Here is a 26,605-nt window from a genome sequence, read left to right as displayed (position 1 = left end):
AGCCACGACAATTGTCGTGGCTCTTATTTTTTTATTTCTTTAAAACACAAATTTTTTCAGCGACTGATTAACTGCGCCAATTGGAAAACCAACAATGCTGTAGTAATCGCCTCTTATTTCTTTGACAAATGCACCCGCAAAACTTTGAATGCCATAAGAACCTGCTTTGTCTTGATAATCTCCTGTCGCCAAATACGTATCGATTTCTTGTTCTGTTAGTGGATAAAAGGTTACTTCTGCTTGTGCTAAAATCTTTTCTTCACGTTCTTTTGATTTTAAGACAACAGCAGTATATACCTGATGTGTTTCCCCACTTAATGATTGAAGCGTTGCTTTTGCATCCGCTAAATCTACCGGTTTCCCTAAAATTTGTTGTTGATGAACAACCGTTGTGTCACTAGCAATTACTAATGTTTGTTCCGTTTGCTGTTCCACAACTGCTTGTGCTTTTTCATATGCCATTCGCTGAACATACGTGACAGGATCTTCACCCTTAATCGGCGTCTCATCAATAGCAGCTGGTTGAATTGCAAACTCAGAAACTAAACGACCAAGCAGTTCCTTTCTTCTAGGAGATTGAGAAGCTAATACTATTTTCATTTTCTGCCTCTTTCCTATTTTTTAATGTGGATCTTGGATACGTTTAAACATCCGTTCCATATCCGAATTAGTAAAATGGATCAATACTGGTCGGCCGTGTGGGCAATTGAAGGGATTTTCACATTGCGCTAAATCTTTTAGCAATACGCGAGCTTGTGCTTCATTCAAATAATGATTTGCTTTGATTGAACGTTTACAGCTCATCATGATCGCCGTTGCTTCACGGAATTTTTTCACGCTAACACTGCCTATCGTCAGCAACATATCAATCATTTCTCGGATGATTGATTCTTCTTCTCCATTTGGATACCATGTTGGATGAGCCCGTACAATGAAACTATTTTGCCCAAATTCTTCCAAATAAATACCGGATTCTTCAAGTAAATGTTTCTTTTCTTTTAGCTTCAATGCATCATTGTTGGGATAGTCCAAAACAAAAGGTACCAACAATTCTTGCAAGTCATTTGACACTTCACCGATTTTTTCACGGAAATATTCGTACTTGATACGTTCTTGTGCCGCATGTTGATCGATAATGTATAAGCCCGTACTACTTTGTGCAAATAGATAAGTGCCATGCATCTGTCCAAAATATTCCAGTTGGGGAAAACGTTCAGTTACTTTTTCTGTTTCTAATTTTTGAATGGCTTGATCCAATGCCCGGCTATTCCCTTGACCAAATTCTGGATGCAAGGCAAGCTCGTCTTCGTAAACTTGTTCTGAGGCGTTCATTTCAACAGTTGGGGATAGTTCTTCTTGAAATTCAACATTATCCACAGTGGATGATGTTTCTTCTGTAATTTTATCAACAGACTTTTCTACAAAGTTTTCCACAGAGTTTTCGTGTTTATCCACCGTTTTTCCACTATTTTCTGGATAATTTGTCGATTCTTCAGAAAACGGAGCAAAGTTTTCAACATTTTCCACAGAGTTATCAACAACCTTCCCAAAACTAGCTTGTTCGGTTTCTTTCACGTAAAAACTACTTGTTTCTCGATCAAAATTTAAACTTTGTGGTTTTTGTGGTTTTTCATCTTCAAACGCATAAGATAAATCAATTTCTGTTTGTTCAACTTTTGGCTGATCTGTTACTTTCTTTTTAAATCGTAAATTATCTGCAGCACTAGGAATCAAATTTTCTTGACTCAGTGCTTCTTGTATTGCATTTGCTATCAAATCAGTCAATTCTTTTTCTTTGGATAAGCGAACTTCTTGCTTTGTTGGGTGAACGTTCACATCAACTAATAGTGGATCCATTTTGATTTCTAAAACAGCAATTGGATATCGACCAACCATCAATTTTGAGCCATAACCAGCTACAATTGCTTTATTCAAAGCAAAGTTTTTGATATAACGTCCGTTGATAATCGTTGATAGATAGTTTCGGCTGGCACGAGTTACCTCTGGAAGCGAGACATAACCCAGCAGCTCAAAGTCTAAATCTTTTGCTTCAATTTTTAGCATTTTTTTGGCAGTAGCTAAACCATAAATACCAGCAATGGTTTGTTTGAGTTCCCCATTTCCCGCTGTTGCTAACATTTTATTGCCATCATGAACGAGGCGAAAAGCAATGTTTGGATGGCTTAACGCCAAGCGATTCACAATATCTCCAATATTTGCGAGTTCTGTATGCAACGTTTTGACATATTTGAGGCGAGCAGGTGTATTGAAAAAAAGATTGCTTACCGTAATCTTCGTTCCTTGGCGTAATGGTGCTGGACGATGTTCCATAATCTCGCCACCTTTTAGCGCTACATAAGTGCCTTGGCTTTCTTCTTGATTAGCTGTTTCAATCGTTAATTCAGAAACAGAGGCAATACTTGGAAGTGCTTCGCCACGAAAGCCAAGTGTACGAATCCGAAATAGATCATCTCGATTATGAATTTTACTTGTTGCATGACGCTTAAATGCACTTTCAACGTCATCGGTCAAAATTCCCTCACCATTATCTATCACTTGAATTGTTCGCAGACCAGCTTCTTCCACTAAGATATCAATCTGACTGCTTCCTGCATCAATCGCATTTTCAACCAATTCTTTCACAACCGATGCAGGTCGTTCGACGACTTCACCGGCTGCAATCTGATTGGCTAAACGTTCTGATAGTTCTTGGATTTTCGCCATGGGTCTACGCCTTCTTTCTAAAGTTGTTTTTGCAAGTCATATAATTTATTCAGTGCGTCCATTGGCGTCATTTCTAATAAATTAAGTTCTTTTAATGACGTAACAACCCCTTGTTCTTCATCCGTCAGCTCAGAGAATAGAGAAAGTTGCTGTGTTTCCTCATTCACTTGTGCTTTCGAAGTCTGTGCAGGCTCTTCCTGTACCTTCACAACAGATTTAATTGGTTCAACAGAAATTTGATGATGTTTTTCTTCCCCAGATTCAAGTGTTGCTAAAATCGTTGATGCTCGTTTCAACAAATCGATTGGTAGTCCCGCAATTTTCGCTACATGAATCCCATAACTTTTATCTGCTGGTCCTTCCATCATCTTATGAAGAAAGACGACTTCTCCATCTTTTTCGACTGCTCCTACATGAACATTTTTTAATTGAGATAATTCTTGGTCTAAGACTGTTAGTTCATGATAATGCGTCGAGAAAAGTGTTTTTGCCTGAACATTTTGATGAATATATTCAATGATTGCTTGTGCTAACGCCATCCCATCATATGTCGCTGTCCCACGACCAAGTTCATCAAATAGAATCAAACTATTGGGTGTAGCATTTCGCAACGCTTGATTGGCTTCCATCATTTCAACCATGAAGGTACTTTGGCCAGCAATCAAGTCATCACTTGCCCCAATACGAGTGAAGATTCGATCAAAAATCGGCAAAATGGCTTTTTGTGCCGGAACAAAGCAACCCATTTGTGCCATAATGACGGTTAATGCAAGTTGACGCATATACGTGCTTTTCCCTGACATATTCGGTCCTGTGATTAATAAAATCATCTCTTGTTCATCCATCTCAACACTATTTGGAATATATTCTTGATGTCCCAGTACTTTTTCAACGACTGGGTGTCTGCCATCTTGAATGCATAATTGTTGGCTATTATTCGTTAAGATTGGACGAACATATTGGTAACGTTCACTGATTGTTGCAAAGCTTTGCAACACGTCCACCGCACTGATTGATTTTGCCAACGTTTGTAAAGGTTGAATGGCTTTTTTGACCTCTTCGCGAACAGCTAAAAATAGTTGATATTCTAAATCAACAGATTTTTCTTCTGCTTCAAGGATTTGAGTTTCTAGTTCTTTCAACTCTGGCGTAATAAAGCGTTCTGCATTTGCTAACGTTTGTTTACGCTCGTACTTTCCTTCTTCTAAGTTTGCTAAATTTGATTTTGTAATTTCGATATAATACCCAAACACACGGTTGAAACCAACTTTTAAATTTTTGATGCCTGTCTCTTTTCGTTCACGGGCTTCTAGTTCGGCTAACCATTGTTTCCCATTTTTCATGGCTGAACGATAGGCATCTAATTGTTCATTGAACCCATCACGAATCACGTTACCTTCTGTGATTTGTAATGGAGGGTCTTCTTTAATTGCATGGCTGATTAGTTGAACTAGCCCTTCCATTGGTTGCATTTTTTCTAATAGCGATTGCCATTGTCCTTGGTCGATTCCTTCAATCAGTTGACGGATCATCGGCACTTGTTCAAGTGACGTCTTCAACTGAATCAAATCGCGACCATTAACATTTCCAAATGCCACTCGGCCAGCTAAGCGCTCCAAATCATAAACTTTGGTCAAAGCACTTTGTAAATCAATTCGTTCAAAGTAGCTATCAACTAAGGAAGCCACCATCTCTTGGCGAGCGTTAATCGCATGCGATTGAATCAATGGTCGATCAAGCCATTGTTTTAGCATTCGGCCGCCCATTGCGGTCTTTGTTTCATCTAATAGCCACAATAAAGTGCCATGTTTTTTACCCGTTCGGATCGACTGGCTTAATTCCAAATTGAATTTGGAATAATAATCCATTTTTAAATAGTGATCTGGTTGATATTCCACTGCATTTTGAATATGCGCTAAGCTCCGCTTTTGCGTCACTGCCAAGTAAGTTAATAACTTACCTGTAGCTTCTTTTTCAAGACCATCCGTTATTTCGCGAGTCAAAAAATTAAATTCGGCATTTTCCTCTAGTGTTTCTTGAGAAGAAAAAACTAAGCCCAGACGAATACTTAGTTGTTCACGTAGGTTAGCGGAAATTTCTGTACCCAGAACTAATTCTTTTGTCTGTAATGCAGAAGTTTCATTTAAAACGCCTTCTTCATCAAAAAGATGCGCTGTTTTTAACTCACCTGTGCTTAAATCAACATAAGCAAAACCAAATTCATTGTCTTCTTGTACAACAGCAGTCAAGTAATTATTATCTTTTGCAGAAAGTCCCTTACTGTCCATGACTGTTCCTGGTGTAACTAACTGAACAACTTCACGTTTGACCATACCTTTCGTTGTTTTCGGATCTTCAACTTGCTCGCAAATCGCCACTTTATGTCCTTTTTCCACTAAACTGTCGATATACCCTTGGGCTGCATGATGCGGAACGCCACACATTGGGATCGGATCATCTGCGTTACGATTTCGACTCGTTAGTGTTAGCTCTAATAGCTGTGAAACTTGGATTGCATCTTCATAAAATAGTTCATAAAAATCACCAAGACGATAAAACAAAAAAGCATCTTGGTATTGCGCCTTAATGCTTAGATATTGTTCCATCATTGGTGTGTTCTTCGTTTTTTGAGGCATCGTTTTCCTCCTCTAATAATTCATTGATTTCATCTTGAATCAACCCAGTTAAATGGTGCAAGAGATCATTTGCCTCGAGCAATTGGCGACGATAGGCAACCACTAAAGGGTGCTGTTCAAATGTTTTCGTCAATTGATTCGCCCGGGTGATTGCTGTTTGCTCAGCAATCACTTTTCCATAGTGACCAAATTGGACTGCCTCTTTTTGCGCCACTTTGATCTCTTCGGTCAATTCTTTTAAGTAATTATTTTGATGGACCTTTTCTTCTAACTCTTTATAGCGGATAATAATTTCATTGTTGCTTAGAAGTTTGGTCAGTTGCTCAACTGTTTCTTGTATCTCTGGTTCATTTTCTAAAAAAGCCATTGATCTGCCTCATTCCATAAATGGTCGGTCGTCATTGATTTGGATCAATTGGATATCTTTTGCTTTTCCAGTTGCATCATCAATTTCTAACAAACAACCACATAAAATAGCGCGACCTTCTTCCACAACTTCAAAACGTTTTGGCATTGCCGTTAAAAATTTTTCGATAATTACATCCCGACGCATTCCTAAAATACCATCATATGGTCCTGTCATACCGACATCCGTTAAGTACGCGGTTCCTTTTGGCAAAATCCGTGCATCATTGGTCTGGACATGTGTATGTGTTCCAACAACAGCTGACACTTCACCATCTAAAAACCAACCCATTGCTTGTTTTTCGCTAGTCGTTTCTCCATGGAAATCGACAAAAATGATTGGCGTTCTTTTTCTTGCTTCAGCAACTAATGCTTGCATTTTACGAAATGGGTCATCCAAATCCGTCATAAATGAACGAGCTTGCATATTGATAACAGCAAGTTCCACTTGATTGACTTTGACAAATACCATTCCTTGACCTGGTGTTCCTTCTGGAAAGTTTGCTGGACGAACCATTTTTTTCGCGTCATCAATAAATTCAAAAATATTGCGATTGTCCCATGTATGGTTTCCCATAGTCACAACATCCACACCATCTTGTAAAAGTTTTTTATAGATTTTTTCAGTGATACCTCTTCCAGAAGCTGCATTTTCACCATTCACGATGGTTACTTGTGGACGATATTTTTTCTTTAAACGAGGGACATATTCCGTAATCATTTCTCTCCCCATCGAACCCACTACATCACCAATAAACAATACCCGCACATTGATTCCTCTTCTCTTTTAACATCATTCTATTATTATAGTAGTTTTTTTTAAGAAAGAAAAGCTCTCTGAGAAGGTTGTAACTATGAGGCGTAAGACAAACGATTGAACAAAAAAAGTCCGAGACGAAAGAAAGTCTCGAACTTTTTTATCAAGGGTCAACAATCACGAATTGACTATTTGTGTTTAAATTACAGCTAATTTTTTCAGTGCTTTCCAAATGCCATCTTGGTCATTCGTGTCAGTTACCAAATTAGCTGTAGCTTGAACTTCTGCTGACGCATTTCCCATTGCCACACCAATCCCCGATTCACGTAACATTTCTCGATCATTCAGTCCATCACCAAAACTGATGATAGATTCACGAGGAATTCCAACTTGGTCTGCCAAATGAAGAATCGTTGCAGCTTTTGAACCATCGTGTGGTACAACATCTACACTGTTTTCATGCCAACGAACAAAACGAAGTTTGTCATATTTTTGAAATTGTGTGTCGTAGCTTTTATTGAAGAATGCTAAAGCTTGATAAATGTCTTGGTCTTCAACAAAAAATTGATCCAACTCAGGCAACACAGCGCCAAATGAATGCATCGCCTCTTCCATGATTTGAACATCATTAGAAGAAGATCGTTTCATATTGTCCAAACTAACAAAGGCTGTATCAATTTCTTTTGTCTGCGCTTCTTCAACAAACGTATCTAGCTGGTCACGATCCAACAGATTTTTGTAAACTTGTTCGTGATCCAAGAACCCAGCTGCACCATTACATAAAATATAATTTTCAAATTCTAACTCACGAATAATTTCTTGCGCATGAAAACGACTACGCCCTGTTGCAATTGTCACTAAATGTCCTGCTCGACGCAATTGTTGCAATGCCTCTTTTGTACTATCCAATGCTTGCTTGTTCGTGTCCAATAACGTTCCGTCAATATCAAAGGCAAATAAGCCTCGTTTCATGTCTGATCGTCTCGCTTTCTTATAAGTATTTACTGGCTTCTCTTTCTGCTAACTTACTTAATGCTTCTTGTTCTAATAAATCTTTTACCCAACCAGGATTCGTTTTGCTATAATCGCGTAATGCCCAGCCAATCCCTTTTTGAATAAAAAATTCTGTTGTTTCTCGATCTTGCAGGATTGCTTTTTTCAATAGCGACTGGTTTACCTTTTCTTTTAATCCCAGCTGTAAAGTAATTGCGATCCTTCGCAGCCAAAAATCTTCTTGTTGAATGAACAAGTTAAATACTTGCTCTAGCTGATCTGGGTGAGCTTTACACCACGTCGTGTATACTTTACGCCAAGAATCAATACTGTCCCACCACTCTTTTTCTTGCACGAGTGATAACAGCATTACCAAGTCAGAGAATGCCAGACGCCTTACATTGAGTTGAATCAACTCAATTGCTACATATTGATATTCTCTTTCTGCTTTTTGATAATATTTTTTTGCAAGTGACAAAACTTCTGTCACTTCTAGTTGTTTGCTTTGTACCAAAAACTTTTTTTGTAAACGCGCACGTTCCGGCTTTGGCACGCCCGCAAACGGAAAATGATTTTTCATATACTTTGCCATGGGCACAGCTTGTTCTTCATTCCTAGGAAAAATAAGTTCTTCCAAGTTAGCTCCTCCGCTCAAAATAATAAGCGATTTTCCTTTACCGTTCCCTTACCATTTCATGATTTATGCTTATTTTAAAAATTTTCTTTACTGTCAGCTAAATTGATTTGACAGACACCTTCTCATTTTATAGAGCATCTGATCGTTTGTAAAGCGTTTTTACGTGTTTATCTACTTGACACTTGCCATTTAAATCAACTATACTGTATTTTGTGTAAAATAATGCAGCAGGAAAATAATAGCTCGTCCCTAGTTTGTTGCCCCGATTCGGGTTCAATTGTGTAACCGCGGCTGCAAAGGTGAAGATTGAAGAACAAACTAAACGAATATGAATTTTTTAACGGATTATTTTACTCCAAAAACTAAATTTAATTTATTGGAGGAAATCTCAATGTCTCGTTATACTGGACCATCATGGAAAATTTCTCGTCGCTTAGGTATTTCATTATCAGGCACAGGTAAAGAATTAGCACGTCGCCCTTACGCACCAGGTCAACATGGACCTAACAGCCGTGGCAAACAATCTGAATACGGTATGCAATTAACTGAAAAACAAAAACTTCGTCACATGTACGGAATGAACGAACGTCAATTCCGTAACTTGTTCGTTAAAGCTAGCAAAATCAAAGAAGGTAAACACGGTGTTAACTTCATGATCTTACTAGAACAACGTTTAGACAATGTTGTTTATCGTCTAGGTCTTGCAACTACTCGTCGTCAAGCACGTCAATTAGTTAACCATGGCCACATTACTGTTGATGGCAAACGTGTTGATATTCCTTCATACCACGTAGAAATCGGTCAAGTAATCGGTGTTCGTGAAAAATCACAAAACATCGTAACTGTTAAAGAAGCTGTAGAAGCTACTGTTGGACGTCCAGCATTTGTAAGCTTTGACGCTGAAAAATTGGAAGGTTCATTAACTCGTTTACCAGAACGTGACGAACTATATCCAGAAATCGACGAAGCTCTTGTCGTTGAATACTACAACCAAAGCCTATAATTCATGGCTTCAAAACCAAAGCAACTATCTTCGGATGGTTGGCTTTGGTTTTTTTTTGCAAAAAACACTTTACAAATTAAATTTTTTCTTCTAAACTATCGTTAACCAACGTAAAAAACAAAGTTAACGAAAAGAGGAAATTATGAAAACGTCATTGAAGCCACTTATTAGCGCTGCAGAATTTTCAGCTATTATTGCTATCTTATCTCAATTTACGATTCCATTAGGTATTGTTCCATTGACTGGGCAAACTTTCGCGATTGGACTAACGGCTACTTTATTGGGGCGACGTAGTGGGACACTTTCTGTCTTGATTTATTTATTATTAGGAACTATTGGACTACCTGTTTTCGCAGGACTATCAGGTGGATTGAGTATTGTTTTTGGACCCACTGGTGGCTATCTGATTGGTTTCATTTTTCAAGCATGGCTTACTGGCTACCTCGTTGAAAAAAATGTTTCTAGTTATACTTGGGTAATCTTTGCTAACGTGATTGGTTCATTTGTCACACTCATTTTTGGTGTCATTTGGCTAAAAGCTAGTGGCGATTTATCATGGAATACAGCCATAGTTAGCGGATTCATTCCATTTATTTTACCAGGAATCATCAAAGCAGTTGCTGCCGGTTACCTAGGAACAGTCATTCGTCATCGTTTACCAAACTATTTTTCATTTGAACAGCCACAGTCATAAAATAGAGGTTTTGCTTCATATCGTTGACTCAAAAAAGTTCAAAGCAGAGCAACTTTCAGCAGAAAAAAGAGTGGAACAAAACGGCTTAGCGTTTCGTTCCACTCTTTTTCTGTGTTTAATTTGAACTAGAATCAAGCATTTCATTAATTTGTTCGTCGTATAAGTTTTCAACGCTTTCGACAAATTTTTCAACCTCAGCTTTCGTACTTGTTCCCTCTTCCCACTTTACATAAAAGAGAAAATATTCTTTTTCCAACTCGTTGATAAACTTAGAGATAGCTAACGTCTGCTCCTCAAAATTTTTCCACGTTTGCAATCCCTGAAGTACAGCCACGATTGCACTGATAATTGAGATGACCGTTAATAGATACATGTGCTCAGGCACCATTGATGCTAGAACGGGTATACAGGAAGACAAAATCAATTTCGATGCATTGCTAACAAAGATGACTTTCTTCAATCGTTTTCTTTTTTTGCGTAGATGAATAATTGGTTGTTTGATTCTTTTCTCTATGTATTCATTGAAATTATCTTTCGCCTGATTTTTTTCCATACACAAAACTTCTTTCATTTTTATCCTGTCGTTCTATTTAGTATAACTTTAACTCCAAAATAAAAAAAGAGCTTAAGACACTCCCTTAAGCTCTTCACGTAATCGTCCCCACTGCAAGTTCCCATCAAACTCACAATAGACGAATCATTTATTTTGTTAAATCAATTTTTTTACTCACCCAATAGATAATCACACCGCCGACTGCCATTGACACCAACTCTCCTAAAGCAATGATTGCCCAGTTAAAGAAAAAGGGAGCTTGATAGAAAAAAGTCAACTGACCTGCCACCGTAAACATTGAAAAAGCAAAAATCAATGCAGTAATAACCATTTTTATTTTCATATTCTTGACACGTTTGGTTACTTGATAATTAATTAGCAAAACAATCAATGTACTGACACTTCCAACGACGACATCGACGAGTCCCAATGGCGAAGCCAGATTGGCCAAGGCAACACCAATAGTTACTGAAATAATATATTTCTTATTGTACAACGATAAATAATTAAACATTTCTGATAAACGAATTTGGATTGCACCAAAACTAATGACAGCTAAAAAGACGGTCACTGCCACATAAAGTCCAGTAACTAACGCCATTGTTGCCACTTCTGTCGTCGTCCAGCGACTAGCAGTCTGGCTATTTTTCTGTTCCATAATTGTTCTCCTTTGCAAGATCAACATCTTGGTAATAACTACGGCCAAAGGATGGGAATCTTCTTCCAACTGAAGTGCCGTAGTGCGGAAATTCCGCTACATTTATCATACAGGAATCAAGAAAAAACTCAAGATTATTTTAGCAACCAGCCACCATCGATTGGCACAACTGCTCCTTGGATATAACTCGCTTGGGGCGTCGCCAAGAACAAAGTCAGTTCTGCCACTTCTTCTGGTTTCGCCCAACGTTTAACTGGTGTTTCATCTGCTACCCACTGAGCCATTTCTCCTGTTCCTGCGAAATCAGCTGCGTTCATCGGTGTTTCGATTGCACCTGGCGCAATCGCCTTTATCCGAATCCCTTTTGCAGCATAATCTAAAGCAAGCTGTTTCGTAAAGCCAACGATTGCATGTTTGGCACTCGTATAAGCAATTCCACCGCCGCCAGCTACTAAGCCGGCAATGGAAGCCATGTTGATAATCACACCAGCTTGCTGGGCGAGCATTTCAGGTAACAATACCTTCGTCACGCGAAACATGCTTTTTACATTTGTTTCATAGATGTTTTCCCACAATTCTTCACTTGTTTCAAGTAGTGGTTTATAGTCGTCCAGAATGCCGGCAGTATTTAACAAAATAGTCACAGTGCCAAAATGCTCATGACATTGTTTAACTGCTTGTTCTACTGAAGCTTGATCTCTTATATCACCTACAAAAAAAGCAAACTGATCAGGGAAATGTTGCGCTACTGTTGCCATTTTCCCTGCTTGTCGATCAAACCCAAACACAAAAGCGTCCTGCGCTAAAAAAGCGTGCGCTTGTGCTTCACCAATCCCTGAAGCCGCACCGGTGACAAAAACGACTTTTCTTGCTAAGTCCGGATACTGGTTGCTCATTCAACTATTTCCCAATCATCTGCTAAAATATCACACACAGTCGGTGCAAAACTTGAGAATCCTTCATCACTTGTCTTGATTAGAAAATAAGGCGTTACTGGACAACCATCAAATTCATCATCTGTGACTAAAACGACATACAGCTCAAAGCCGCTCCAGCCCTTGCGAATCATTTTCGCACCTTGTTTCACTTTTGGTAAAATTTCTTCAAATGTCATTGTTGTACCCCTTCTCACTTTTTTCTTTTTGAATTGTCTGTAATTTTTGAGTCAACTGAATATAATCTGTCAACTGTAACTCTTGAGCAACAATAAAATAATCTAGGTCTGCCCAAGGTTTTTTATGCACCTTGCTCGTCGAAATCAGTAAATCAGCTTCTCGCCCACGATAATTCGCCGGTAGAAAAACCAGTCGATAATCATTACGGAAAAAATTATGAAGACTTGCCATCAACAATTCTTCTTCAAAAACGGGGAAATCAGTCATTAACAAAACAGTAATTTCTGGTAATTGTGTCATAAACGCACCTAACGTTTTCATGACCGTTAGATAACGAGCCATCAAAAACCCCTGATTTTGAAACGCTAAACTAGCTTCCGTTTCTCTTGCGTCTTCAAAAAAAGAGAGCAGCCATTGGTTTAATTTAGGATTTCTCACAATCAGATGATTATGAAAATCGCTACTGTTGCCATCAATCGTCGCCTTTGCATCTGGAAATAAAAAAGTAAAGATATGGCTACTAAATAAATAATTCTCTGCTTCCAATGACAAAGGTTCCTCAGGTAGATGCTGCTCTTTTTGATAAAGTAGCAAGGCACGCTCCGCTTCCCGCAAAGCTTTAAATGGCGGGGTTTCTGCTGAATGATGAAACGAGTAGATCATTTCTCTGATTTGAGGATTACAGTAGTACTCTTCCCTAGTCATCAACACTAAAAACAATGCACCTAATTCATCCTCAACTTGAAAATAATTTGGGAACACTGGTGCCATTGCTTGACAAAAACGTTTAAATAACAAATTGTTAGAAATAAGCTCGCGCTTCTTACGATTTAAAATAACAAAATGTTTTTGTGATTTCCGTAAAAAGAATGCACCTAGCATGTATTCGAGTCTTCTTTTTTTGATTTCATTAAGTTGAACGTGGAAAAAATCAATAATTTGATCTGCGATTTTTTTGACATCTGTTTGTGAAATTGTCTCAAATGGCCAGATTTTTCCGCGAAACAATTGCCAAAAAGTCATATGTAAATATAAGCGGATGATTTCTTCTTCCCCTTTTGCGACATAACTTCTCCGTTGTAACGTGATTCCATATGAATGTAGCTCTTGTTTCCATTCATTGATTTTTCGGTGCGCTGTTGACTCACTGATATAATTTTTTTGAGCAAACTGGTACATCGTCCGAAACTCTTCAAAAAAAATGTCGTGCAATAACTGAAACTTCAGCGTACTTTGCACGAGATAGATTAAAAATCGTTCATGTTCTATCGGATCCAACGTCGTTGAAAAGTTGTAACCTGATCGCCGATTTTTACGAAAGAGCGCTTGTGTTTTTCCGCTGAAGCGCTGATAACTTTTTGTTAATTCACTTAAATATTTTGTGACACTCCGCGCGTCAAGCTGTACACTTTGTGCAAGCTGAGCCGCAGTGTGCCACTCATGATCCTCGAAGCTTTCCAGCAGGAGAATCTGATAATATAAGTCTTTATCAAACGTCTTGAGATAATCTGATGACAAATACATTTGCTATGCTCCTTTGTGCTAGAACTTTTTGGTTATTGTAGCACAAAACGCCATTTCCCGCATTAAAACCAACTAGCAAAGGGTTGGAAAATCAACGGTAGTAAGAAAACTGTGAGCATCCCGTTAACACAAATAGCAAGCCCAGAAATAATCCCTTCCACTTCACCAATCTCAATCGCTTTTGCAGTCCCAATGGCATGTGAGGTACTACCTAAAGCGACACCTCGTGCAACTGGACTTTTGATTTTAAACAAACGAAAGATGTGTGTTGCAATCAATGAACCAAAAATACCCGTTGATACAACAATTGCTAAAGTAACTGCGTTAACGCCACCCATTGTATGAGAAAGATCAACGGAGATTGCTGTTGTCACAGATTTTGGTAATAAAGAGATGACCATTTCCTTCTTCAACAAAAAAAGAGAGCCAATTCCAACACTAACTAAACAATTCGCCAAAATTCCAGCCAAAATCGCTGAAATGACCGGAAAGAAATTTTCTTTGAGTAAATGTAGATTCTTGTATAAAGGAATCGCTAATGCAACTGTTGCAGGAGTAATTAACATCGTTAAAAAATTCCCGCCGACATTATAGTCTGCATAACTAATTCCTGTAAAATGTAAAAAGAAAATAATAACAACTATTGATAGCACTAAAGGATTGATAATCGGCAATTTGTATTTCCGCAAAAATTTATCTGATAATACATACACACCTAAAGTTAGGCTAAGACCAAACAATGGGTTTTTAAGAAACTCACTCAACTTGGTTATCCTCCACTTCATTTTTTTGAATTTTCCGCTCTTGTAAATAGTTGATTGCTGCTTCGACACCTTCTGCTGTTTTCCCAGCAGCAACCATCGTAACAATCGCACAAACAACTACTGCACCCAATAAGATAGGCCAGATGGTCGCAATATCATCATAATATTCCAATAATCCCACGCCGGCAGGTACAAATAAAATGGTCAGATTATTCAATAAAAAATCACCAGTTGCCCCAATTTTTTCAGGGTCTACTAATTTCATTTCAAATGCTAAAAACAAAAAGATAATACCTAAAATACTTCCCGGAATTGGTAGATGGGCAAACACTCGTATTCCCTCGCCTAAGACAGAGAAAAAAAGAATAATGAAAAACTCTTGAAAAAATTTCATGTAATACACTCCTTACGTCTGATTTTCATTTTACTAACAATCTTTTTCTGAAAGTTTCAAAACGTGTTGTTTCTAAGAAGCATCTTTTGAAAAAATAAATAAGTTTTCTTTGGTATATTTAAAAGTGAAGTTGGTGAGTTGTAGGGGACTTTTTTTCTAAAAAAAGGGTTAGCTTGTTCAAGTTGGTCGAAATCATTTTTTCTTTTGATTGATTGCACTTATTACGACCTCGAAGAATGACTAGCACGAGACACCGCACCTGCTTTTGTGTTGATGTTTCTTTTTTTTTGCACTTTTATAAATTTTTGGAGGTATATATGGATTACTCATTAATGACTCGTCTTGCGGCGGAAATGTTGGGTACAGCTTTATTGATTATTTTAGGTAATGGCGCTGTAGCAAATGTAGATTTAAAAGGTACAAAAGGTTATGGTAGTGACTGGATGTTGATCGCTGTCGGTTACGGCTGTGGGGTTATGATTCCTGCAATGGTATTTGGTGGAATCAGTGGAAACCACATCAATCCTGCGTTTACTATTTCTCTAGCAATGAACGGATTATTCCCTTGGGCAGAAGTTGCACCTTATATTGGCGCACAATTCCTTGGAGCAATTATTGGACAGTTAGTCGTTGTTGCTTGTTACAAACCTTACTACGATCAAACAGAAGACGTAAACCACGTGTTAGGAACTTTCTCAACTATCAATAGTGTTGGTTCTAAATTCAACGGTTTCGTTAACGAATTCTTTGGTTCATTTGTTTTATTCTTTGGCGCTTTAGGAATTACCAAAGCACCTTTCTTCCAAGATAATCTTGGAACTGCTCACTTAGCACTTGGTTTCCTTGTTTGGACACTTGTAGCTTCACTAGGTGGTCCTACTGGTCCTGGATTAAATCCAGCTCGTGACCTTGGTCCTCGTTTGCTACATGCAATTTTACCATTGAAACACAAAGGCTCATCACAATGGAGCTATGCTTGGGTACCAGTCGTTGCACCTATCTGCGCTGGGATCGTTGCAGTATTCTTATACAAAGCATTATTTATGGCTTAATCTTATCTATAAAAAAACTCACGATGAAATTTTTCATTGTGAGTTTTTTTTGAATCAAATGCGTTGATTTTTCAATATAAACAGTCCCACCTTTCCAAATTAGCTTCACTTTCTTGGCGTACATTCACCCTTAACAGAATCATTGCGCTAGAAACAAGCTAGCATTGCAAAAAAGCATGCGAACAATTGACACATTTCAATGAAGGTAGCAGTTTTGTTTATATTTATAACTAAAAAGGATGGAACAAAGCAACTACTTGTCCCATCCTTTTTAGTTATCCAATTAATAATCAATGATTGTTAGTGCTCGCTCAAACTCTTCTTGCAAATGCTTTTTTTGATAGGCCAAAAAAGCTGGATAATGATCACGTAAAACACCACGCAATTTCATTGGATTATATTTTTCTACCAGCTTTTCTTGTAACACAAATTGCCTTGTCAGTTGCCATTCATAATAATAACCAAATGGTCGACAACTATATTTCGTTCCTTGAATGACCTGGTCTTCAAATCGACGATGGGTATGCCCAAAAACAACTTGTTTTACATTGGTATATTGATCCAAAAGTTGCCCCATTGAAGCAGAACCCAAAAAAGCATTTAATTTATTCCAACGTTCATAAGGCGCAGATTGATAGACAATAAATTCTTTTTTTGGCACAAAATGCGTAGCCAATATGACATCTAATTTTTTTTGCGTAAGTGTTTCAAGGAGTTGCTTGGTTGCTACAAGCACTTGCTCATTGACTTCCAAATCGGTTCCTTCTCGCTCGATCATTCGGTCATACCAGTACAATCGCTTCATCCGCAAAATTTGTTCCTCATCCGTTAGCTCAGAAAACTGATAATCATACCAGCCATTCATTCCAAGTAGAACTGTGTGATCATTTAATGCAAGGTAACGTTCATTCAAAAAATGGTTATCTGGGAAATGATTCATCATTGGTTCACCCGTCACGTCTGCTAGTTCATGATTCCCAAAGTTAAACGTCGTCGGCAATCCTTTCATTGCAAAAAAATCAACAACTGCCAAAGCCTGATTGACCTTATTGGCAATGTCACCGGCTAAATGCAGGCGAGTGATTTCCTTTTTTTGTAACACTTGCCACAAATCATTCATTTGCGACTCGCCAAATTTATTAATATCTACGTGTAAATCACTAATTACTGCCAATTTCCCCATTTTTTGTTACCTTCTTATTTGAAATTTTTCAAGCTTTTCGAACGACTGGTAAGTTCCCTTTTAATAAACCACTTGGCCCTTTCAATTGTAAACTTTGATAAGTTGGTTCTAAAGCTAAAGTTGTTGGATCATCTAAATACATCTCGGCACTTTTCTTGATACGAATTGTCCCTAGGGGCGTGTCTGCCAAAATCGAATACAAACTAAGATCAGCCGTTGACTCTTTCTTGAGAAAAATCAAACGAAAAGCTGTATCTAATTGACAAGTAATCCGACTATCAGAAAACGGCCCGTCACCATTTTCTAAATCCAGCAAAATTTGTTCATCTTTTTCCCGATGTTTTTCTAACCAGCTTTGTGCTTCCTTCGTCACTATTAATTCCATGCTTGTTCCCCTCTCATTCATTGATGAGCTGCTGCCCATTCGCTTTTCGTAATGCCTCTTAATATAACCGAAATTACTTTTTCTTTCCAACGTCGCGCATCAGGAATCATTCCTTCTTGTTTCATCCCAAGTTTTTCCATTACGCGACCAGAGTTTGGATTTTCAACATCATGATAAGCAAAAATGCGTACGAGATCTAACTTGGTAAAGCCCAAATCAAGTAAAGCTTCCGCTGCTTCTGCAATATATCCATTTCCCCAATAGTTTTTGTTCAGTACGTAGCCTAACTCAGCAACTGCCGCAACGTCTTCGATTCTCAAATCAATGGTGCCAACCATCTTACCCGTTTCTTTGACTTCGATGGCGTACTTTCCCAGCGGTTCATTCATAAAATAATTGGCGATGGAAATTCTTGTCTCTTCTAGTGTTTGATGGCGAACAAAAACAAAACGAGTCGTCTCTTCATCATTCGCGTATTCAAACATGTCTTTTGCATCCATAATTGAAACGGGACGCAACCATAGTCGTGCTGTTTCTATTTGTTGATGTTCAGCAAAAATCAAGTTTCGGTTTACTTTTAATTCCATTTGCAACACGCACCAATCTCTAGTTTTCTAATTACTGTAGCGAAATTTGCTGTAAGAAGCAAGTATTTACCTAACTATCCTTAGACCTTCCTTAAAAGAACAAGATGGAAAAGCAAAACAAGAAAGTTTTAATAACTAGTTGAAAAAGAATAATGATTTGTTCACAGTTTGTTAATATCTCTTAGTTATAGTTTTCTTATCAAAGCAAATCAAGTATTTGGAGGAACCATTATGAGCGAGCAAATCAAAAATATTTATTTTATTGAAGAAACTCAGAACATTGAAGGATCATATATTGAAGTCAAAACTCTTTTTGTCAATGAGGACAAAGAAACGGCTCTTCAATTTTACGAAACACAGGCAAAGAAACAACAAAAGTCCTTTGGTTTGACGTTAAGTGAATATAAAATCAAAGCTGAAGCAAGTTATTTTTATCAATTATTAAAACGCTGGAGTCATTTACCCGCCGACTTTTATCGTAAAATGAATATCGTTCAATACCAACCACTTGCAGAATACTATGCGTAAGGTAAGTTAAGCTTCCTTTAAGGTGAATCACCTATGATAGATTTACCCTAAAGGAGGCGATGAACGATGTTCTTACACTGGCTCGCAACTTTTTTAATCGATGAACCGCCGCGAATCAGTCCTTACGAGATTGATAGCGAATGCCTGTTACCAACTGATTTTACGGACTGAGTATGAAAATAGCAAAAAACCAAGGCAAAACGAATAATCGTTTTGCCTTGTTTTTTTCTTTCATCTTTATTCAAATGCTTGATTTACATCCTCTAACATCAATTTCATTGACTCTAATCCGCCACCGCTCAAATACCATACATCTGGTTGTAGTGAAATGATTTTTCCATTTTTACCTGCATTCGTTTGTGCAATCAATTCATTTTCTGCCAAATTATTTTGGCTGTCATCTCCACCAATTGCTTTGGTACGATCAATTACAAATAATAAGTCTGGATTTTTTTCTAACACATATTCAAATGAAACACTTTGACCGTGTGTTGAAGGTTCAATTTCATTATCTGCTTGCGGGAAGCCAAAAACATCATGTACAAATCCGAAACGTGAACCAGAACCATAAGCAGATAGTTGGCCTTCGTTAACTAAAACAACTAATGCTTTTTTATCAAGGTCACTTGCTTTGTCTGCTGTCTTTTTGATTTCAGTAGATAGTTCTTTGATTTGTTTCTTCGCTTCAGATTCTTTATCAAAAATTTCACCTAGCGTTAAGACATTTTGTTGAATTGATTCCCATGGTTTTTCCGTATCAACTGATAAAAATAAAGTCGGCGCGATTTTACTTAGTTCTTCTTGAAAATCACTTTGACGACCAGAAATAATAATCAGGTCTGGCTTCATTTGATTGATTTTTTCTAAATCTGGTTCTTTGATTCCACCAGCAGATTCAACTTCTTTGTAACTTGATAAATAAGCAGGTAAATTTTGTGTTGCAGCACCAACAACATGGTCGCCTACGCCTAATGCGTCAAGTGTATCTAGTGACCCATTGTCAAAAACGACAACTTTCTGAGGATTCTTGGTTACATTTACCTCACCATTGCTGTCTTTGACTGTCAGCGTTGTTTCTTCGCTACTAGCAGTTTTTGTTGCTGTTGTTTCTTCTGATTTATTCCCTGTTCCACAAGCTGTTAACAATGATGCAACAACCACGAAACTAAACATCCATTTTTTCATTCCTTGTTCTCCTAACATTTATTTTTAGAAATAAAGACAGAATCTACGACCTTCAATTTCGCAAATTCGAATGTCCATTTCATATAATTCATCGAGTACAGCTTTTTGGATAATCTCATTGGTTTTTCCTTGCGTAAACAATTGTCCTTCTTTCATTGCCACAATTTCATCTGCATAACTAGCCGCAAAATTAATATCATGTAGGACAATTACGACTGTTTTGCCAAGCTCGGTCACCAATTTTTTTAAAATTTGCATGATTTGAACTGCAAAATTCATATCTAAGTTATTCAACGGTTCATCCAGCAAGATATAATCGGTATCTTGAGCTAAGACCATCGCAATATATGCACGCTGAAGTTGTCCGCCAGATAAGGTATGAACGAATTGATCTGTTAGCTTAGTTAACCCCAAATGTTTGAGCGCTTCTTCCACAAGTTGATGGTCTTCTTGTGTCAAGCGTCCTTTTGTATAAGGAAACCGACCAAATTCAACCAATTCTCTAACTGTAATTTGTAAATTCAATTCATTTGATTGACGTAAAATGGCTAATTTTTTCGCTAATTCATTTGACTTCCACGTCCGCACTTCATTATGATCTAAATAAATTTCACCTGTATCTTTAGGAACTAAACGGCTAACCAAGGAAAGCAAAGTTGATTTTCCCGCGCCATTTGGTCCAATAAAAGCCGTTAATTGTTGTTCTTGAATCGTCAAGTTGATATTATCTACCACTGACTTTCCTTGATAAGCTTTATTCACACCAGCTAAATCAATCATCCTGCTTGCTTCCTTTCACGAATTAATTTTAGTAAAAAGTAACTCCCCCCCAGAAATTCAATCACTACACTAATTGTTGTGTTCCAACCAAAAAGTTGTTCAACAAGCAACTGCCCACCTGTCAGTAACAGCATTGCCACTAAAAAACTACCGACAAATAAAACTTTGTGTTGATATGTTGCAAATAACCGGTAACTAACATTTGCTACGATAAACCCTAAAAAGGTCATAGGACCTACTAACGCTGTCGCTGTTCCCGTCAGTAAGCTAACCACAAACAGCACAAGAAATTGTAATCGTGCAACATCTACACCTAAGTTCATCGCTTTTTCTCTTCCCAAGTGAATAACATCTAGAAAACGATGCAAATAAAACAGCAGACACCAGCCAGCAACAATCAAACAAGTGGCTGGCAAGAGATATTGACTCTGAATATTCCCAAAACTTGCGAACAGCCGACCTTGTAACAAATCATATTCATTAGGATCCATTATGACTTGTAAAAACGTACTCATGCTGCCAAACAACGTTCCTAAGACCATCCCAGTCATCAATAATAAAAATAAGCTAGCTTGCATTTTTTTTAATAAAAAATAGAATAAACTCAAACTCAAGCCAACCATTAGACTAATTGTCAGCAAAAAAAAGACAAGACCTGTTTGCTGTAGCATCGTCACGCCACCTAACAAGAAAAATAAAATTGTTTGAACAAGTACATACAACGAATCTAGTCCCAAAACGGACGGGGTCAAAAATTGATTTTGACTGATTGTTTGAAAGCTAATTGTTGCTCCACTCACTGCTAGTGAAACCAAGAAAAAAGCACCAATTTTTTTACTTCTTAATGCCCAAGCAAACGACCAGTTTCCATAAGTGTTGATGATTAAATAACTTATCGTAACCAAGCACACCACACCAACTAATAACAATAAACGCCAGCGTAGATTGTTTTTCATCGTTTCTCCCCCTTCACTAATAAAAAGAGGAAAATAATTCCGCCAATTATTCCAACAATGACACTCACTGGAATTTCATAAGGATAAATTAGAACGCGAGCCAAAATATCGCAAATTAATAAAAAAATACTTCCAAATAATGCAGTTATTCCTAAAGTTTGATGGACTTGATCCCCATACATTCTCGCCACTAAATTGGGAACAATAACGCCTAAAAACGGCATTGTTCCAACCATAATTAACACGACTGCACTAGCTAAAGAAACTAATCCGACACCTAACAACTGCATTTTGTGATAATTCATACCAAGATTCACCGCAAATGACTCACCCAATCCAACGATCGTAAATTGATACGCAAAATAATAAATAATTCCTAACAAAGGAATCGTTAGATAAAGCAGTTCATAATTGCCACGCAGAATGGTAGAAAAATTTCCTTGTAACCACGAAGACATATTTTGCACCAACTGATATTGGTAAGCAAAAAAAGTTGCGATGGAACCAATAATATTGCCCCACATCACACCAATCAATGGCAGCATCAACTGATTTTTTTGTGGAATCATTCTTGCAAAATAAAGAAACAATCCTGTCCCTAAAAAAGCAAATGCAAAAGCCGTTGCTGAACGTGTGACAATCGACGCATTCGGTAGAAAAAGCATTACAATCAAAATTCCTAAGCGTGCACTGTCCATTGTTCCAGCAGTCGTTGGTGAAACAAATTTATTCTGAGTCAAGTGCTGCATAATCAACCCACAAATACTACTTGTAGCTCCCACTAGCACAATACAAATGGTACGAGGCAAACGACTAATAAGAAATAATTGCGCACTTTGTGTATCTGCCTGAAAAAATTCTGTTAATTGGACCGATGACACTCCTATCAATAGTGAAAGAAAACTGAGTCCCACTAAGCTGGCAATCAACCAGCGATAACGCATAAAATCCCTCTTTTCTAATTGAGAATGATTTTCATTCTTATTCTAAGTGAGAAGTTGAGCAAAAGCAACCGCTTTTTTACCATTTATCTTATTTCAAGTAATTTGTGTTATAATCGCTGTATCAATCGCTATAAAGGAGGGCTTCTTTTGCCACAAGATGAATTGCAAAGTCACTTGGACAAAGGTCGTTACGGGACACCTTTGGTCAACCCAGATGAACAACATAAATATCTAGGAACTTTTCGTGAGCGTTGCTATGTCAGTATGACCATTGGTGAAATGAAAAAAGCTGAGAATCAAGCAAACTTCACTAAGGAACTTGAAAAATACCCAGATGAACAAATTTTATTAAATGGCAGTATGCCTGAAGACCTTCAAGCACGCTATATCCAATTGGCAACAAAACAAAAAGTTCGTTTCACAGTTATCAATGATTTTGTTAAAAATGATGACGATAGTCTTGGTCTGATTTTAGCTGCTAAAGAAGCGGTCAATGAGCCCGTCATTGATATTGAAAAAAAATATCCAAAAGTTCAAGAACCTGAACAATCAGAAAAACCGAAAAAAAGTCTTTGGGACAAATTATTCCACTAATAAAGCAAAAAGCTCATGTAAATTCATTAACGAATTTTACACGAGCTTTTTACTTTATTTAAATCAACTTATTTTTCTTCCTCGTTCCAATGGTTCAACGTCCAGACTTCCGGATACAAAAGTTTCAACACCGCTAAAGTTAATCGTCGTCCTGTCCCAGAAAATGGATAAACATGCATGTGCATTGCAGGATTAAAATTGGCTTCGATGATACCGTAAGCCTTCTCATCTGTTGACGGATTAATTTCTTTGTCTGGAATAATCAAATCGATTCCGCTGACTTTTGCCCCCAACGCCGTAACGGCTGCGACTGCAATTTCTTTGTACGCATCAGAAAACTCAGCTGTTACATCAATTGAATCTCCACCAGTACTGATATTGGAATTTTCACGTAAATAAACGATTTGATCTTTCGCAGGAATAGAATCAATTGTTAATCCTTGTTCTTTCAACATCAATTGTTCAAGATCACCCAACTGAATTAATTCTAATGGTGCACGATGATTTGTCCCACGTAAAGGATCTTGATTTTTTTGAGCAACTAATTCCGCCACAGTTTGCTCGCCGTTGCCAATAACGTTTGCAGGTATCCGAAGTAAAATTGCTTGAACTTGTCCATCAATCACAAAAAAACGATATTCTGTTCCAGGTAAAAATTCCTCTACTAAAACGGAGGTATCTTCCCGAAAAGCAATTTCTAACCCTTTGTGATAATCTTCTTCACTCGCGCCCTCTTTAAAAATTGTGATACCTAATCCGTAATTCGTTGACTTTGGTTTAATGACAAATGCTTCCTTTGCAAAACGAGAATAGGCACGTTTTGCTTCAGCCATCGAAGTAAACTCCGCACCAGAAGGAACACGGAAACCTGTTTCTGCTAGAATTTTTTTGGTCACCGTTTTATTTTCCATAATCAAAGGCACAATGTAACTATCTTTACTTGTCATATTCGCATTTTTAACGTATTCGACATGATTTTCAAATTGCAAACGTAAAAACTGATCTGCTTCGTCAATCACTTTCACTTGAATTCCTTTTTGAATTGCATCAAATAGGAAAATTTGTGTGGATAGTTCCATCTCACGAAAGCCCGCCAATTGATATGGTCGCTCATGGCTTTCAGCATCGTATTTTCTGCCTAAGGCAACTGCAACAGCTTTTTGGCTATCACTTTGTGCTTCTGTGTATAATTGGGCAGCAATCGTCTGAGACGGGTTATTTAAACGTTCAGCTAATTTGTCAATTGTAGGTAACAATTCTTCATGTTGCAAAGCTTGAACCATCTCTTTCATTTGCGTAAAGAGCATCAGGCCTTCCTCGTACATCGCGGTTTGATCCAATGGTCCTTCCAAAGCAACTCGATTGTTGTAAAGCGTTCCTTCTTCCACCCACTCGTCGACAGATGATCCTTCGGGTGCCCAGAGCATAAATACTAAAAATAATTGTAAAAACTGGACTTGTTCTTTACTAATTCCTAAATGATGATACGGGTTCAAATCAATATTCCGCAACTCGATATAACGTACACCCATCTTTGCAACGTCCGCAACTCTTTTACCTCCACGGAAACGTACAGGTGCATAGAATTCTTTTTCTTCAGATAACTTGCCTTCTTCAATCATTTGTTCAATATCTGCTAAGTACTGCTCCATTGAGGCATAAGAAACTTTTACATTTGAATGATTAGTGTAGCCATATTCACTATTTCGAATACTACGAACAGGTTCATGAGGATGTAGTTCATCAACGAAATAATTTGCCTCGCTTAATGGAGAAGCTCCATATAAATACGTAATCAACCAGCGATAGCGCAAAAAGTTTCTTGCTACTTTTAAATACACTTCTGTTTTAAAAGCTGCAAACTCTTGAATCTCTGTTTGCTGAACAAACAGAGAACGAATTAATTCCTCACCAAATTCAAAATTAAAATGAATGCCACTGACCATTTGTTTTCGTTTACCATATTCTTTTGCTAAATAGCGACGATACAAAACATCTTCAAATGTTGCTAGTTTGGCAATCATGATTTCCTCATCTTTTTGTGGCAAAGCAGGTGGCATACTTAGTGGCCAAATCATTTCCTCATCTGACATTGACCGAGAAGTCACATCATAAATTGCATCTAAATATTGAAAAAGTTCATCAATGGAATCTGTTACTGGTGTAATCATTTCCACTTGAGTCTCACTAAAATCAGTTTGAATATATGGATGATACGTGCGATCACCAAAAATAGCTGGATGATCTGTTCTTGCTAACTTTCCGTCATGTGTTACCCGTTGTCCTTCACGTTCAATTCCAAATCGAGCTTGATCGATAAACGGTATCGCACTTGAATGTTCTAATAATTTTTTAAAGTTCATCATTACATGTCCTCCACTTCATACATTGACATTATAGTAAAAAACAATCAGAAAAAGAACGATCTTGCCTTAAAATGAGGAGATTATGAAAAACTGCACAAAAAAAGAAGTATACCAGTCTTTTTCCGGCATACTTCTTACATTTAAAACGTCATGTTCCCATGATTTGTTCATAAGTTAATTGATTATTCTTCTTTCAGTAATCCTTTAAACAATCCAACAACAAAATCATTTGGATCAAACGGTTCTAGATCATCTATTCCTTCACCTAATCCAACTAATTTTACTGGTAAATGCAATTCATTTCTGATAGCTAACACAATTCCACCTTTAGCAGTTCCATCTAATTTAGTCAAAACTAGCCCAGTTACATCTGTTGTTTCTTTAAATTGTTTTGCTTGAACCATTGCATTTTGCCCTGTTGTTGCATCTAATACCAATAATGTTTCATGTGGTGCATCTGGTAGTTCACGTTGAATCACACGTTTGATTTTTTCTAACTCTTTCATCAAATTCACTTTGTTTTGCAAGCGTCCAGCTGTATCAACAAGTAAAACATCTGCTTCTTCTGCTTTGGCACGTTCCAATGCATCATAAACAACTGCTGCTGGATCGCCACCAGCATTTCCGTGAACGACTTCCACACCAGCGCGTTCACCCCAGACTATTAATTGGTCAATCGCTCCCGCACGGAATGTATCAGCTGCTGCCATCAAAACTTTTTTGCCTTCATTTTTGTATTGATGTGCAAGTTTCCCAATGCTTGTCGTTTTACCCACACCATTCACACCAACAAAAAGCATTACCGTCAGTCCTTCTGGTTGGATATTCAACTCATTCACTTCATTAAGACCTTCTTGTTCGTACAAATCAACCAGTTTTTCAATGATGGCATTTTGAACTTCTGCTGGTTTCTTCGCATTACGCAACTTCACTTCTTGACGTAAAGACTCTGTAATTTGAATTGCTGTTTCAAAACCAACGTCCGCGCCAATCAATGTTTCTTCTAATTCTTCAAAGAAATCTTCATCAACTGTTCGGAAATTAGCAAACAATTCATTCATTCGCTCGCCAAAAGTTTTTCTCGTTTTTTCTAATCCTTTGTCATACTTTTCTTGGACTTCAACGACTTCTTCTGGTTGCTCTTCACCAGTAAACGCTCGCTTGATTTTGTCAAAAAATCCCATTTGA

The 26,605-nt window shown here is 37.6% G+C and carries 28 protein-coding genes; 5 read left to right on the top strand and 23 right to left on the bottom strand.

Annotated features, from left to right (window positions below):
- Nucleotides 1–39: 39 nt before the first annotated feature.
- From IGJ76_RS00780 to IGJ76_RS00750, 7 genes are all read right to left on the bottom strand, one after another.
- Complete coding sequence (locus IGJ76_RS00780; RefSeq protein WP_071868738.1) at nt 40–600, bottom strand: Maf family protein; 561 nt, start codon at nt 598–600, stop codon at nt 40–42.
- A 21-nt stretch (nt 601–621) separates the two neighbouring features.
- Nucleotides 622–2,724, bottom strand: a complete 2,103-nt coding sequence (gene mutL, locus IGJ76_RS00775) for a DNA mismatch repair endonuclease MutL (protein WP_430596673.1) — start codon at nt 2,722–2,724, stop codon at nt 622–624.
- Between the two features lie 17 nt (nt 2,725–2,741).
- Entirely contained in the window at nt 2,742–5,360 is a 2,619-nt protein-coding gene (gene mutS / locus IGJ76_RS00770; protein ID WP_218658023.1) for a DNA mismatch repair protein MutS, read from the bottom strand.
- A complete protein-coding gene (locus IGJ76_RS00765) occupies nt 5,308–5,727 on the bottom strand; it encodes a YlbF family regulator (protein ID WP_067483441.1) in 420 nt (139 codons plus the stop codon). The genes mutS and IGJ76_RS00765 overlap by 53 nt, the downstream gene beginning before the upstream one ends.
- A gap of 9 nt (nt 5,728–5,736) precedes the next feature.
- Nucleotides 5,737–6,534: a TIGR00282 family metallophosphoesterase gene (locus IGJ76_RS00760; RefSeq protein WP_067483443.1), complete on the bottom strand. Its 798-nt coding sequence runs from the start codon at nt 6,532–6,534 to the stop codon at nt 5,737–5,739.
- A gap of 186 nt (nt 6,535–6,720) precedes the next feature.
- On the bottom strand, nt 6,721–7,494 hold the full coding sequence (locus IGJ76_RS00755) for a Cof-type HAD-IIB family hydrolase (RefSeq protein ID WP_067483445.1): 774 nt from the start codon (nt 7,492–7,494) through the stop codon (nt 6,721–6,723).
- Nucleotides 7,495–7,513: 19 nt separating this feature from the next.
- Complete coding sequence (locus IGJ76_RS00750) at nt 7,514–8,152, bottom strand: DNA alkylation repair protein (RefSeq protein ID WP_071868741.1); 639 nt, start codon at nt 8,150–8,152, stop codon at nt 7,514–7,516.
- 391 nt (nt 8,153–8,543) lie between these two features.
- Between IGJ76_RS00750 and rpsD the strand changes: the two genes are divergently transcribed.
- Complete coding sequence (gene rpsD, locus IGJ76_RS00745) at nt 8,544–9,155, top strand: 30S ribosomal protein S4 (protein WP_067483447.1); 612 nt, start codon at nt 8,544–8,546, stop codon at nt 9,153–9,155.
- A gap of 142 nt (nt 9,156–9,297) precedes the next feature.
- Nucleotides 9,298–9,849: a biotin transporter BioY gene (locus IGJ76_RS00740; protein ID WP_430596672.1), complete on the top strand. Its 552-nt coding sequence runs from the start codon at nt 9,298–9,300 to the stop codon at nt 9,847–9,849.
- Nucleotides 9,850–9,964: 115 nt separating this feature from the next.
- Here IGJ76_RS00740 and IGJ76_RS00735 read toward each other — a convergent pair whose 3' ends face one another.
- The 7 genes from IGJ76_RS00735 to IGJ76_RS00705 all read right to left on the bottom strand — a co-directional run bounded on the left by IGJ76_RS00735 (nt 9,965) and on the right by IGJ76_RS00705 (nt 14,857).
- Nucleotides 9,965–10,402 carry an SLATT domain-containing protein gene (locus IGJ76_RS00735; protein ID WP_071868743.1) on the bottom strand — a complete coding sequence of 146 codons (438 nt, stop codon included), beginning with the start codon at nt 10,400–10,402 and terminating at the stop codon, nt 9,965–9,967.
- Between the two features lie 148 nt (nt 10,403–10,550).
- On the bottom strand, nt 10,551–11,060 hold the full coding sequence (locus IGJ76_RS00730) for a QueT transporter family protein (protein WP_071868744.1): 510 nt from the start codon (nt 11,058–11,060) through the stop codon (nt 10,551–10,553).
- Between the two features lie 134 nt (nt 11,061–11,194).
- Complete coding sequence (locus tag IGJ76_RS00725) at nt 11,195–11,956, bottom strand: 3-oxoacyl-ACP reductase (protein ID WP_067483451.1); 762 nt, start codon at nt 11,954–11,956, stop codon at nt 11,195–11,197.
- Nucleotides 11,953–12,174, bottom strand: a complete 222-nt coding sequence (locus IGJ76_RS00720; RefSeq protein ID WP_067483453.1) for a DUF2829 domain-containing protein — start codon at nt 12,172–12,174, stop codon at nt 11,953–11,955. The genes IGJ76_RS00725 and IGJ76_RS00720 overlap by 4 nt, the downstream gene beginning before the upstream one ends.
- Nucleotides 12,164–13,699 carry a helix-turn-helix domain-containing protein gene (locus IGJ76_RS00715; protein ID WP_067483455.1) on the bottom strand — a complete coding sequence of 512 codons (1,536 nt, stop codon included), beginning with the start codon at nt 13,697–13,699 and terminating at the stop codon, nt 12,164–12,166. The genes IGJ76_RS00720 and IGJ76_RS00715 overlap by 11 nt, the downstream gene beginning before the upstream one ends.
- A gap of 62 nt (nt 13,700–13,761) precedes the next feature.
- Nucleotides 13,762–14,463: an LrgB family protein gene (locus IGJ76_RS00710; RefSeq protein ID WP_095803346.1), complete on the bottom strand. Its 702-nt coding sequence runs from the start codon at nt 14,461–14,463 to the stop codon at nt 13,762–13,764.
- Complete coding sequence (locus IGJ76_RS00705; RefSeq protein WP_067483459.1) at nt 14,456–14,857, bottom strand: CidA/LrgA family protein; 402 nt, start codon at nt 14,855–14,857, stop codon at nt 14,456–14,458. The genes IGJ76_RS00710 and IGJ76_RS00705 overlap by 8 nt, the downstream gene beginning before the upstream one ends.
- Nucleotides 14,858–15,174: 317 nt before the next feature.
- On the opposite strand from IGJ76_RS00705, the gene IGJ76_RS00700 reads away from it, so the two are divergent.
- Nucleotides 15,175–15,909, top strand: coding sequence for an MIP/aquaporin family protein (locus IGJ76_RS00700; RefSeq protein ID WP_067483461.1), 735 nt, complete (start codon nt 15,175–15,177; stop codon nt 15,907–15,909).
- A 283-nt stretch (nt 15,910–16,192) separates the two neighbouring features.
- On the opposite strand, the gene IGJ76_RS00695 is transcribed toward IGJ76_RS00700, so the two are convergent.
- The 3 genes from IGJ76_RS00695 to IGJ76_RS00685 are packed head-to-tail and all read right to left on the bottom strand — an operon-like array spanning nt 16,193 to nt 18,064.
- Complete coding sequence (locus IGJ76_RS00695; protein ID WP_071868747.1) at nt 16,193–17,092, bottom strand: metallophosphoesterase; 900 nt, start codon at nt 17,090–17,092, stop codon at nt 16,193–16,195.
- 28 nt (nt 17,093–17,120) lie between these two features.
- Nucleotides 17,121–17,477, bottom strand: a complete 357-nt coding sequence (locus IGJ76_RS00690; RefSeq protein WP_071868748.1) for an iron-sulfur cluster biosynthesis family protein — start codon at nt 17,475–17,477, stop codon at nt 17,121–17,123.
- Nucleotides 17,478–17,494: 17 nt separating this feature from the next.
- Complete coding sequence (locus IGJ76_RS00685; RefSeq protein ID WP_067483700.1) at nt 17,495–18,064, bottom strand: GNAT family N-acetyltransferase; 570 nt, start codon at nt 18,062–18,064, stop codon at nt 17,495–17,497.
- Between the two features lie 231 nt (nt 18,065–18,295).
- Between IGJ76_RS00685 and IGJ76_RS00680 the strand changes: the two genes are divergently transcribed.
- Nucleotides 18,296–18,592: a hypothetical protein gene (locus tag IGJ76_RS00680; protein ID WP_067483467.1), complete on the top strand. Its 297-nt coding sequence runs from the start codon at nt 18,296–18,298 to the stop codon at nt 18,590–18,592.
- Nucleotides 18,593–18,829: 237 nt separating this feature from the next.
- On the opposite strand, the gene IGJ76_RS00675 is transcribed toward IGJ76_RS00680, so the two are convergent.
- The 4 genes from IGJ76_RS00675 to IGJ76_RS00660 are packed head-to-tail and all read right to left on the bottom strand — an operon-like array spanning nt 18,830 to nt 22,457.
- The gene (locus IGJ76_RS00675; RefSeq protein ID WP_075491306.1) at nt 18,830–19,777 is read right to left on the bottom strand and encodes a siderophore ABC transporter substrate-binding protein; all 948 of its coding nucleotides are present in this window, start codon (nt 19,775–19,777) and stop codon (nt 18,830–18,832) included.
- A 24-nt stretch (nt 19,778–19,801) separates the two neighbouring features.
- Nucleotides 19,802–20,557, bottom strand: coding sequence for an ABC transporter ATP-binding protein (locus IGJ76_RS00670; RefSeq protein WP_067483471.1), 756 nt, complete (start codon nt 20,555–20,557; stop codon nt 19,802–19,804).
- On the bottom strand, nt 20,554–21,513 hold the full coding sequence (locus tag IGJ76_RS00665; RefSeq protein WP_095803343.1) for an iron chelate uptake ABC transporter family permease subunit: 960 nt from the start codon (nt 21,511–21,513) through the stop codon (nt 20,554–20,556). The genes IGJ76_RS00670 and IGJ76_RS00665 overlap by 4 nt, the downstream gene beginning before the upstream one ends.
- Nucleotides 21,510–22,457, bottom strand: a complete 948-nt coding sequence (locus tag IGJ76_RS00660; RefSeq protein WP_075491305.1) for an ABC transporter permease — start codon at nt 22,455–22,457, stop codon at nt 21,510–21,512. Before IGJ76_RS00660 ends, IGJ76_RS00665 begins: the two co-directional genes overlap by 4 nt.
- Before the next feature lie 147 nt (nt 22,458–22,604).
- Here IGJ76_RS00660 and IGJ76_RS00655 point away from each other — a divergent pair, with 147 nt between their 5' ends.
- Complete coding sequence (locus IGJ76_RS00655) at nt 22,605–23,051, top strand: YueI family protein (RefSeq protein WP_067483477.1); 447 nt, start codon at nt 22,605–22,607, stop codon at nt 23,049–23,051.
- 68 nt (nt 23,052–23,119) lie between these two features.
- Here IGJ76_RS00655 and gshAB read toward each other — a convergent pair whose 3' ends face one another.
- On the bottom strand, nt 23,120–25,417 hold the full coding sequence (gene gshAB / locus IGJ76_RS00650) for a bifunctional glutamate--cysteine ligase GshA/glutathione synthetase GshB (protein WP_095803342.1): 2,298 nt from the start codon (nt 25,415–25,417) through the stop codon (nt 23,120–23,122).
- Nucleotides 25,418–25,599: 182 nt separating this feature from the next.
- Nucleotides 25,600–26,601 (bottom strand): signal recognition particle-docking protein FtsY, encoded by a 1,002-nt coding sequence (gene ftsY, locus IGJ76_RS00645; RefSeq protein WP_430596671.1) that lies wholly within the window; start codon nt 26,599–26,601, stop codon nt 25,600–25,602.
- Nucleotides 26,602–26,605 lie beyond the last annotated feature (4 nt).

This window comes from Enterococcus sp. DIV0175 (assembly GCF_050529075.1).
GTDB lineage: Bacteria > Bacillota > Bacilli > Lactobacillales > Enterococcaceae > Enterococcus_B > Enterococcus_B thailandicus.
The sequence above is the reverse complement of the archived record's forward strand: the minus strand, read 5'-3'. Positions and strand labels throughout refer to the sequence as shown.

Bases quoted from the DNA above. Each gene is read 5' to 3' on its own strand.
- IGJ76_RS00715 (WP_067483455.1), bottom strand. From the start codon at position 13,699: ATGTATTTGTCATCAGATTATCTCAAGACGTTTGATAAAGACTTATAT.
- IGJ76_RS00720 (WP_067483453.1), bottom strand. From the start codon at position 12,174: ATGACATTTGAAGAAATTTTACCAAAAGTGAAACAAGGTGCGAAAATG.
- rpsD (WP_067483447.1), top strand. From the start codon at position 8,544: ATGTCTCGTTATACTGGACCATCATGGAAAATTTCTCGTCGCTTAGGT.
- mutL (WP_430596673.1), bottom strand. From the start codon at position 2,724: ATGGCGAAAATCCAAGAACTATCAGAACGTTTAGCCAATCAGATTGCA.
- IGJ76_RS00670 (WP_067483471.1), bottom strand. From the start codon at position 20,557: ATGATTGATTTAGCTGGTGTGAATAAAGCTTATCAAGGAAAGTCAGTG.
- IGJ76_RS00735 (WP_071868743.1), bottom strand. From the start codon at position 10,402: ATGGAAAAAAATCAGGCGAAAGATAATTTCAATGAATACATAGAGAAA.
- IGJ76_RS00695 (WP_071868747.1), bottom strand. From the start codon at position 17,092: ATGGGGAAATTGGCAGTAATTAGTGATTTACACGTAGATATTAATAAA.
- IGJ76_RS00700 (WP_067483461.1), top strand. From the start codon at position 15,175: ATGGATTACTCATTAATGACTCGTCTTGCGGCGGAAATGTTGGGTACA.
- IGJ76_RS00730 (WP_071868744.1), bottom strand. From the start codon at position 11,060: ATGGAACAGAAAAATAGCCAGACTGCTAGTCGCTGGACGACGACAGAA.
- IGJ76_RS00765 (WP_067483441.1), bottom strand. From the start codon at position 5,727: ATGGCTTTTTTAGAAAATGAACCAGAGATACAAGAAACAGTTGAGCAA.
- IGJ76_RS00705 (WP_067483459.1), bottom strand. From the start codon at position 14,857: ATGAAATTTTTTCAAGAGTTTTTCATTATTCTTTTTTTCTCTGTCTTA.
- IGJ76_RS00685 (WP_067483700.1), bottom strand. From the start codon at position 18,064: ATGGAATTAAAAGTAAACCGAAACTTGATTTTTGCTGAACATCAACAA.
- IGJ76_RS00675 (WP_075491306.1), bottom strand. From the start codon at position 19,777: ATGAAAAAATGGATGTTTAGTTTCGTGGTTGTTGCATCATTGTTAACA.
- IGJ76_RS00660 (WP_075491305.1), bottom strand. From the start codon at position 22,457: ATGCGTTATCGCTGGTTGATTGCCAGCTTAGTGGGACTCAGTTTTCTT.
- gshAB (WP_095803342.1), bottom strand. From the start codon at position 25,417: ATGATGAACTTTAAAAAATTATTAGAACATTCAAGTGCGATACCGTTT.
- mutS (WP_218658023.1), bottom strand. From the start codon at position 5,360: ATGCCTCAAAAAACGAAGAACACACCAATGATGGAACAATATCTAAGC.
- IGJ76_RS00755 (WP_067483445.1), bottom strand. From the start codon at position 7,494: ATGAAACGAGGCTTATTTGCCTTTGATATTGACGGAACGTTATTGGAC.
- IGJ76_RS00725 (WP_067483451.1), bottom strand. From the start codon at position 11,956: ATGAGCAACCAGTATCCGGACTTAGCAAGAAAAGTCGTTTTTGTCACC.
- IGJ76_RS00680 (WP_067483467.1), top strand. From the start codon at position 18,296: ATGAGCGAGCAAATCAAAAATATTTATTTTATTGAAGAAACTCAGAAC.
- IGJ76_RS00740 (WP_430596672.1), top strand. From the start codon at position 9,298: ATGAAAACGTCATTGAAGCCACTTATTAGCGCTGCAGAATTTTCAGCT.
- IGJ76_RS00665 (WP_095803343.1), bottom strand. From the start codon at position 21,513: ATGAAAAACAATCTACGCTGGCGTTTATTGTTATTAGTTGGTGTGGTG.
- IGJ76_RS00690 (WP_071868748.1), bottom strand. From the start codon at position 17,477: ATGGAATTAATAGTGACGAAGGAAGCACAAAGCTGGTTAGAAAAACAT.
- ftsY (WP_430596671.1), bottom strand. From the start codon at position 26,601: ATGGGATTTTTTGACAAAATCAAGCGAGCGTTTACTGGTGAAGAGCAA.
- IGJ76_RS00780 (WP_071868738.1), bottom strand. From the start codon at position 600: ATGAAAATAGTATTAGCTTCTCAATCTCCTAGAAGAAAGGAACTGCTT.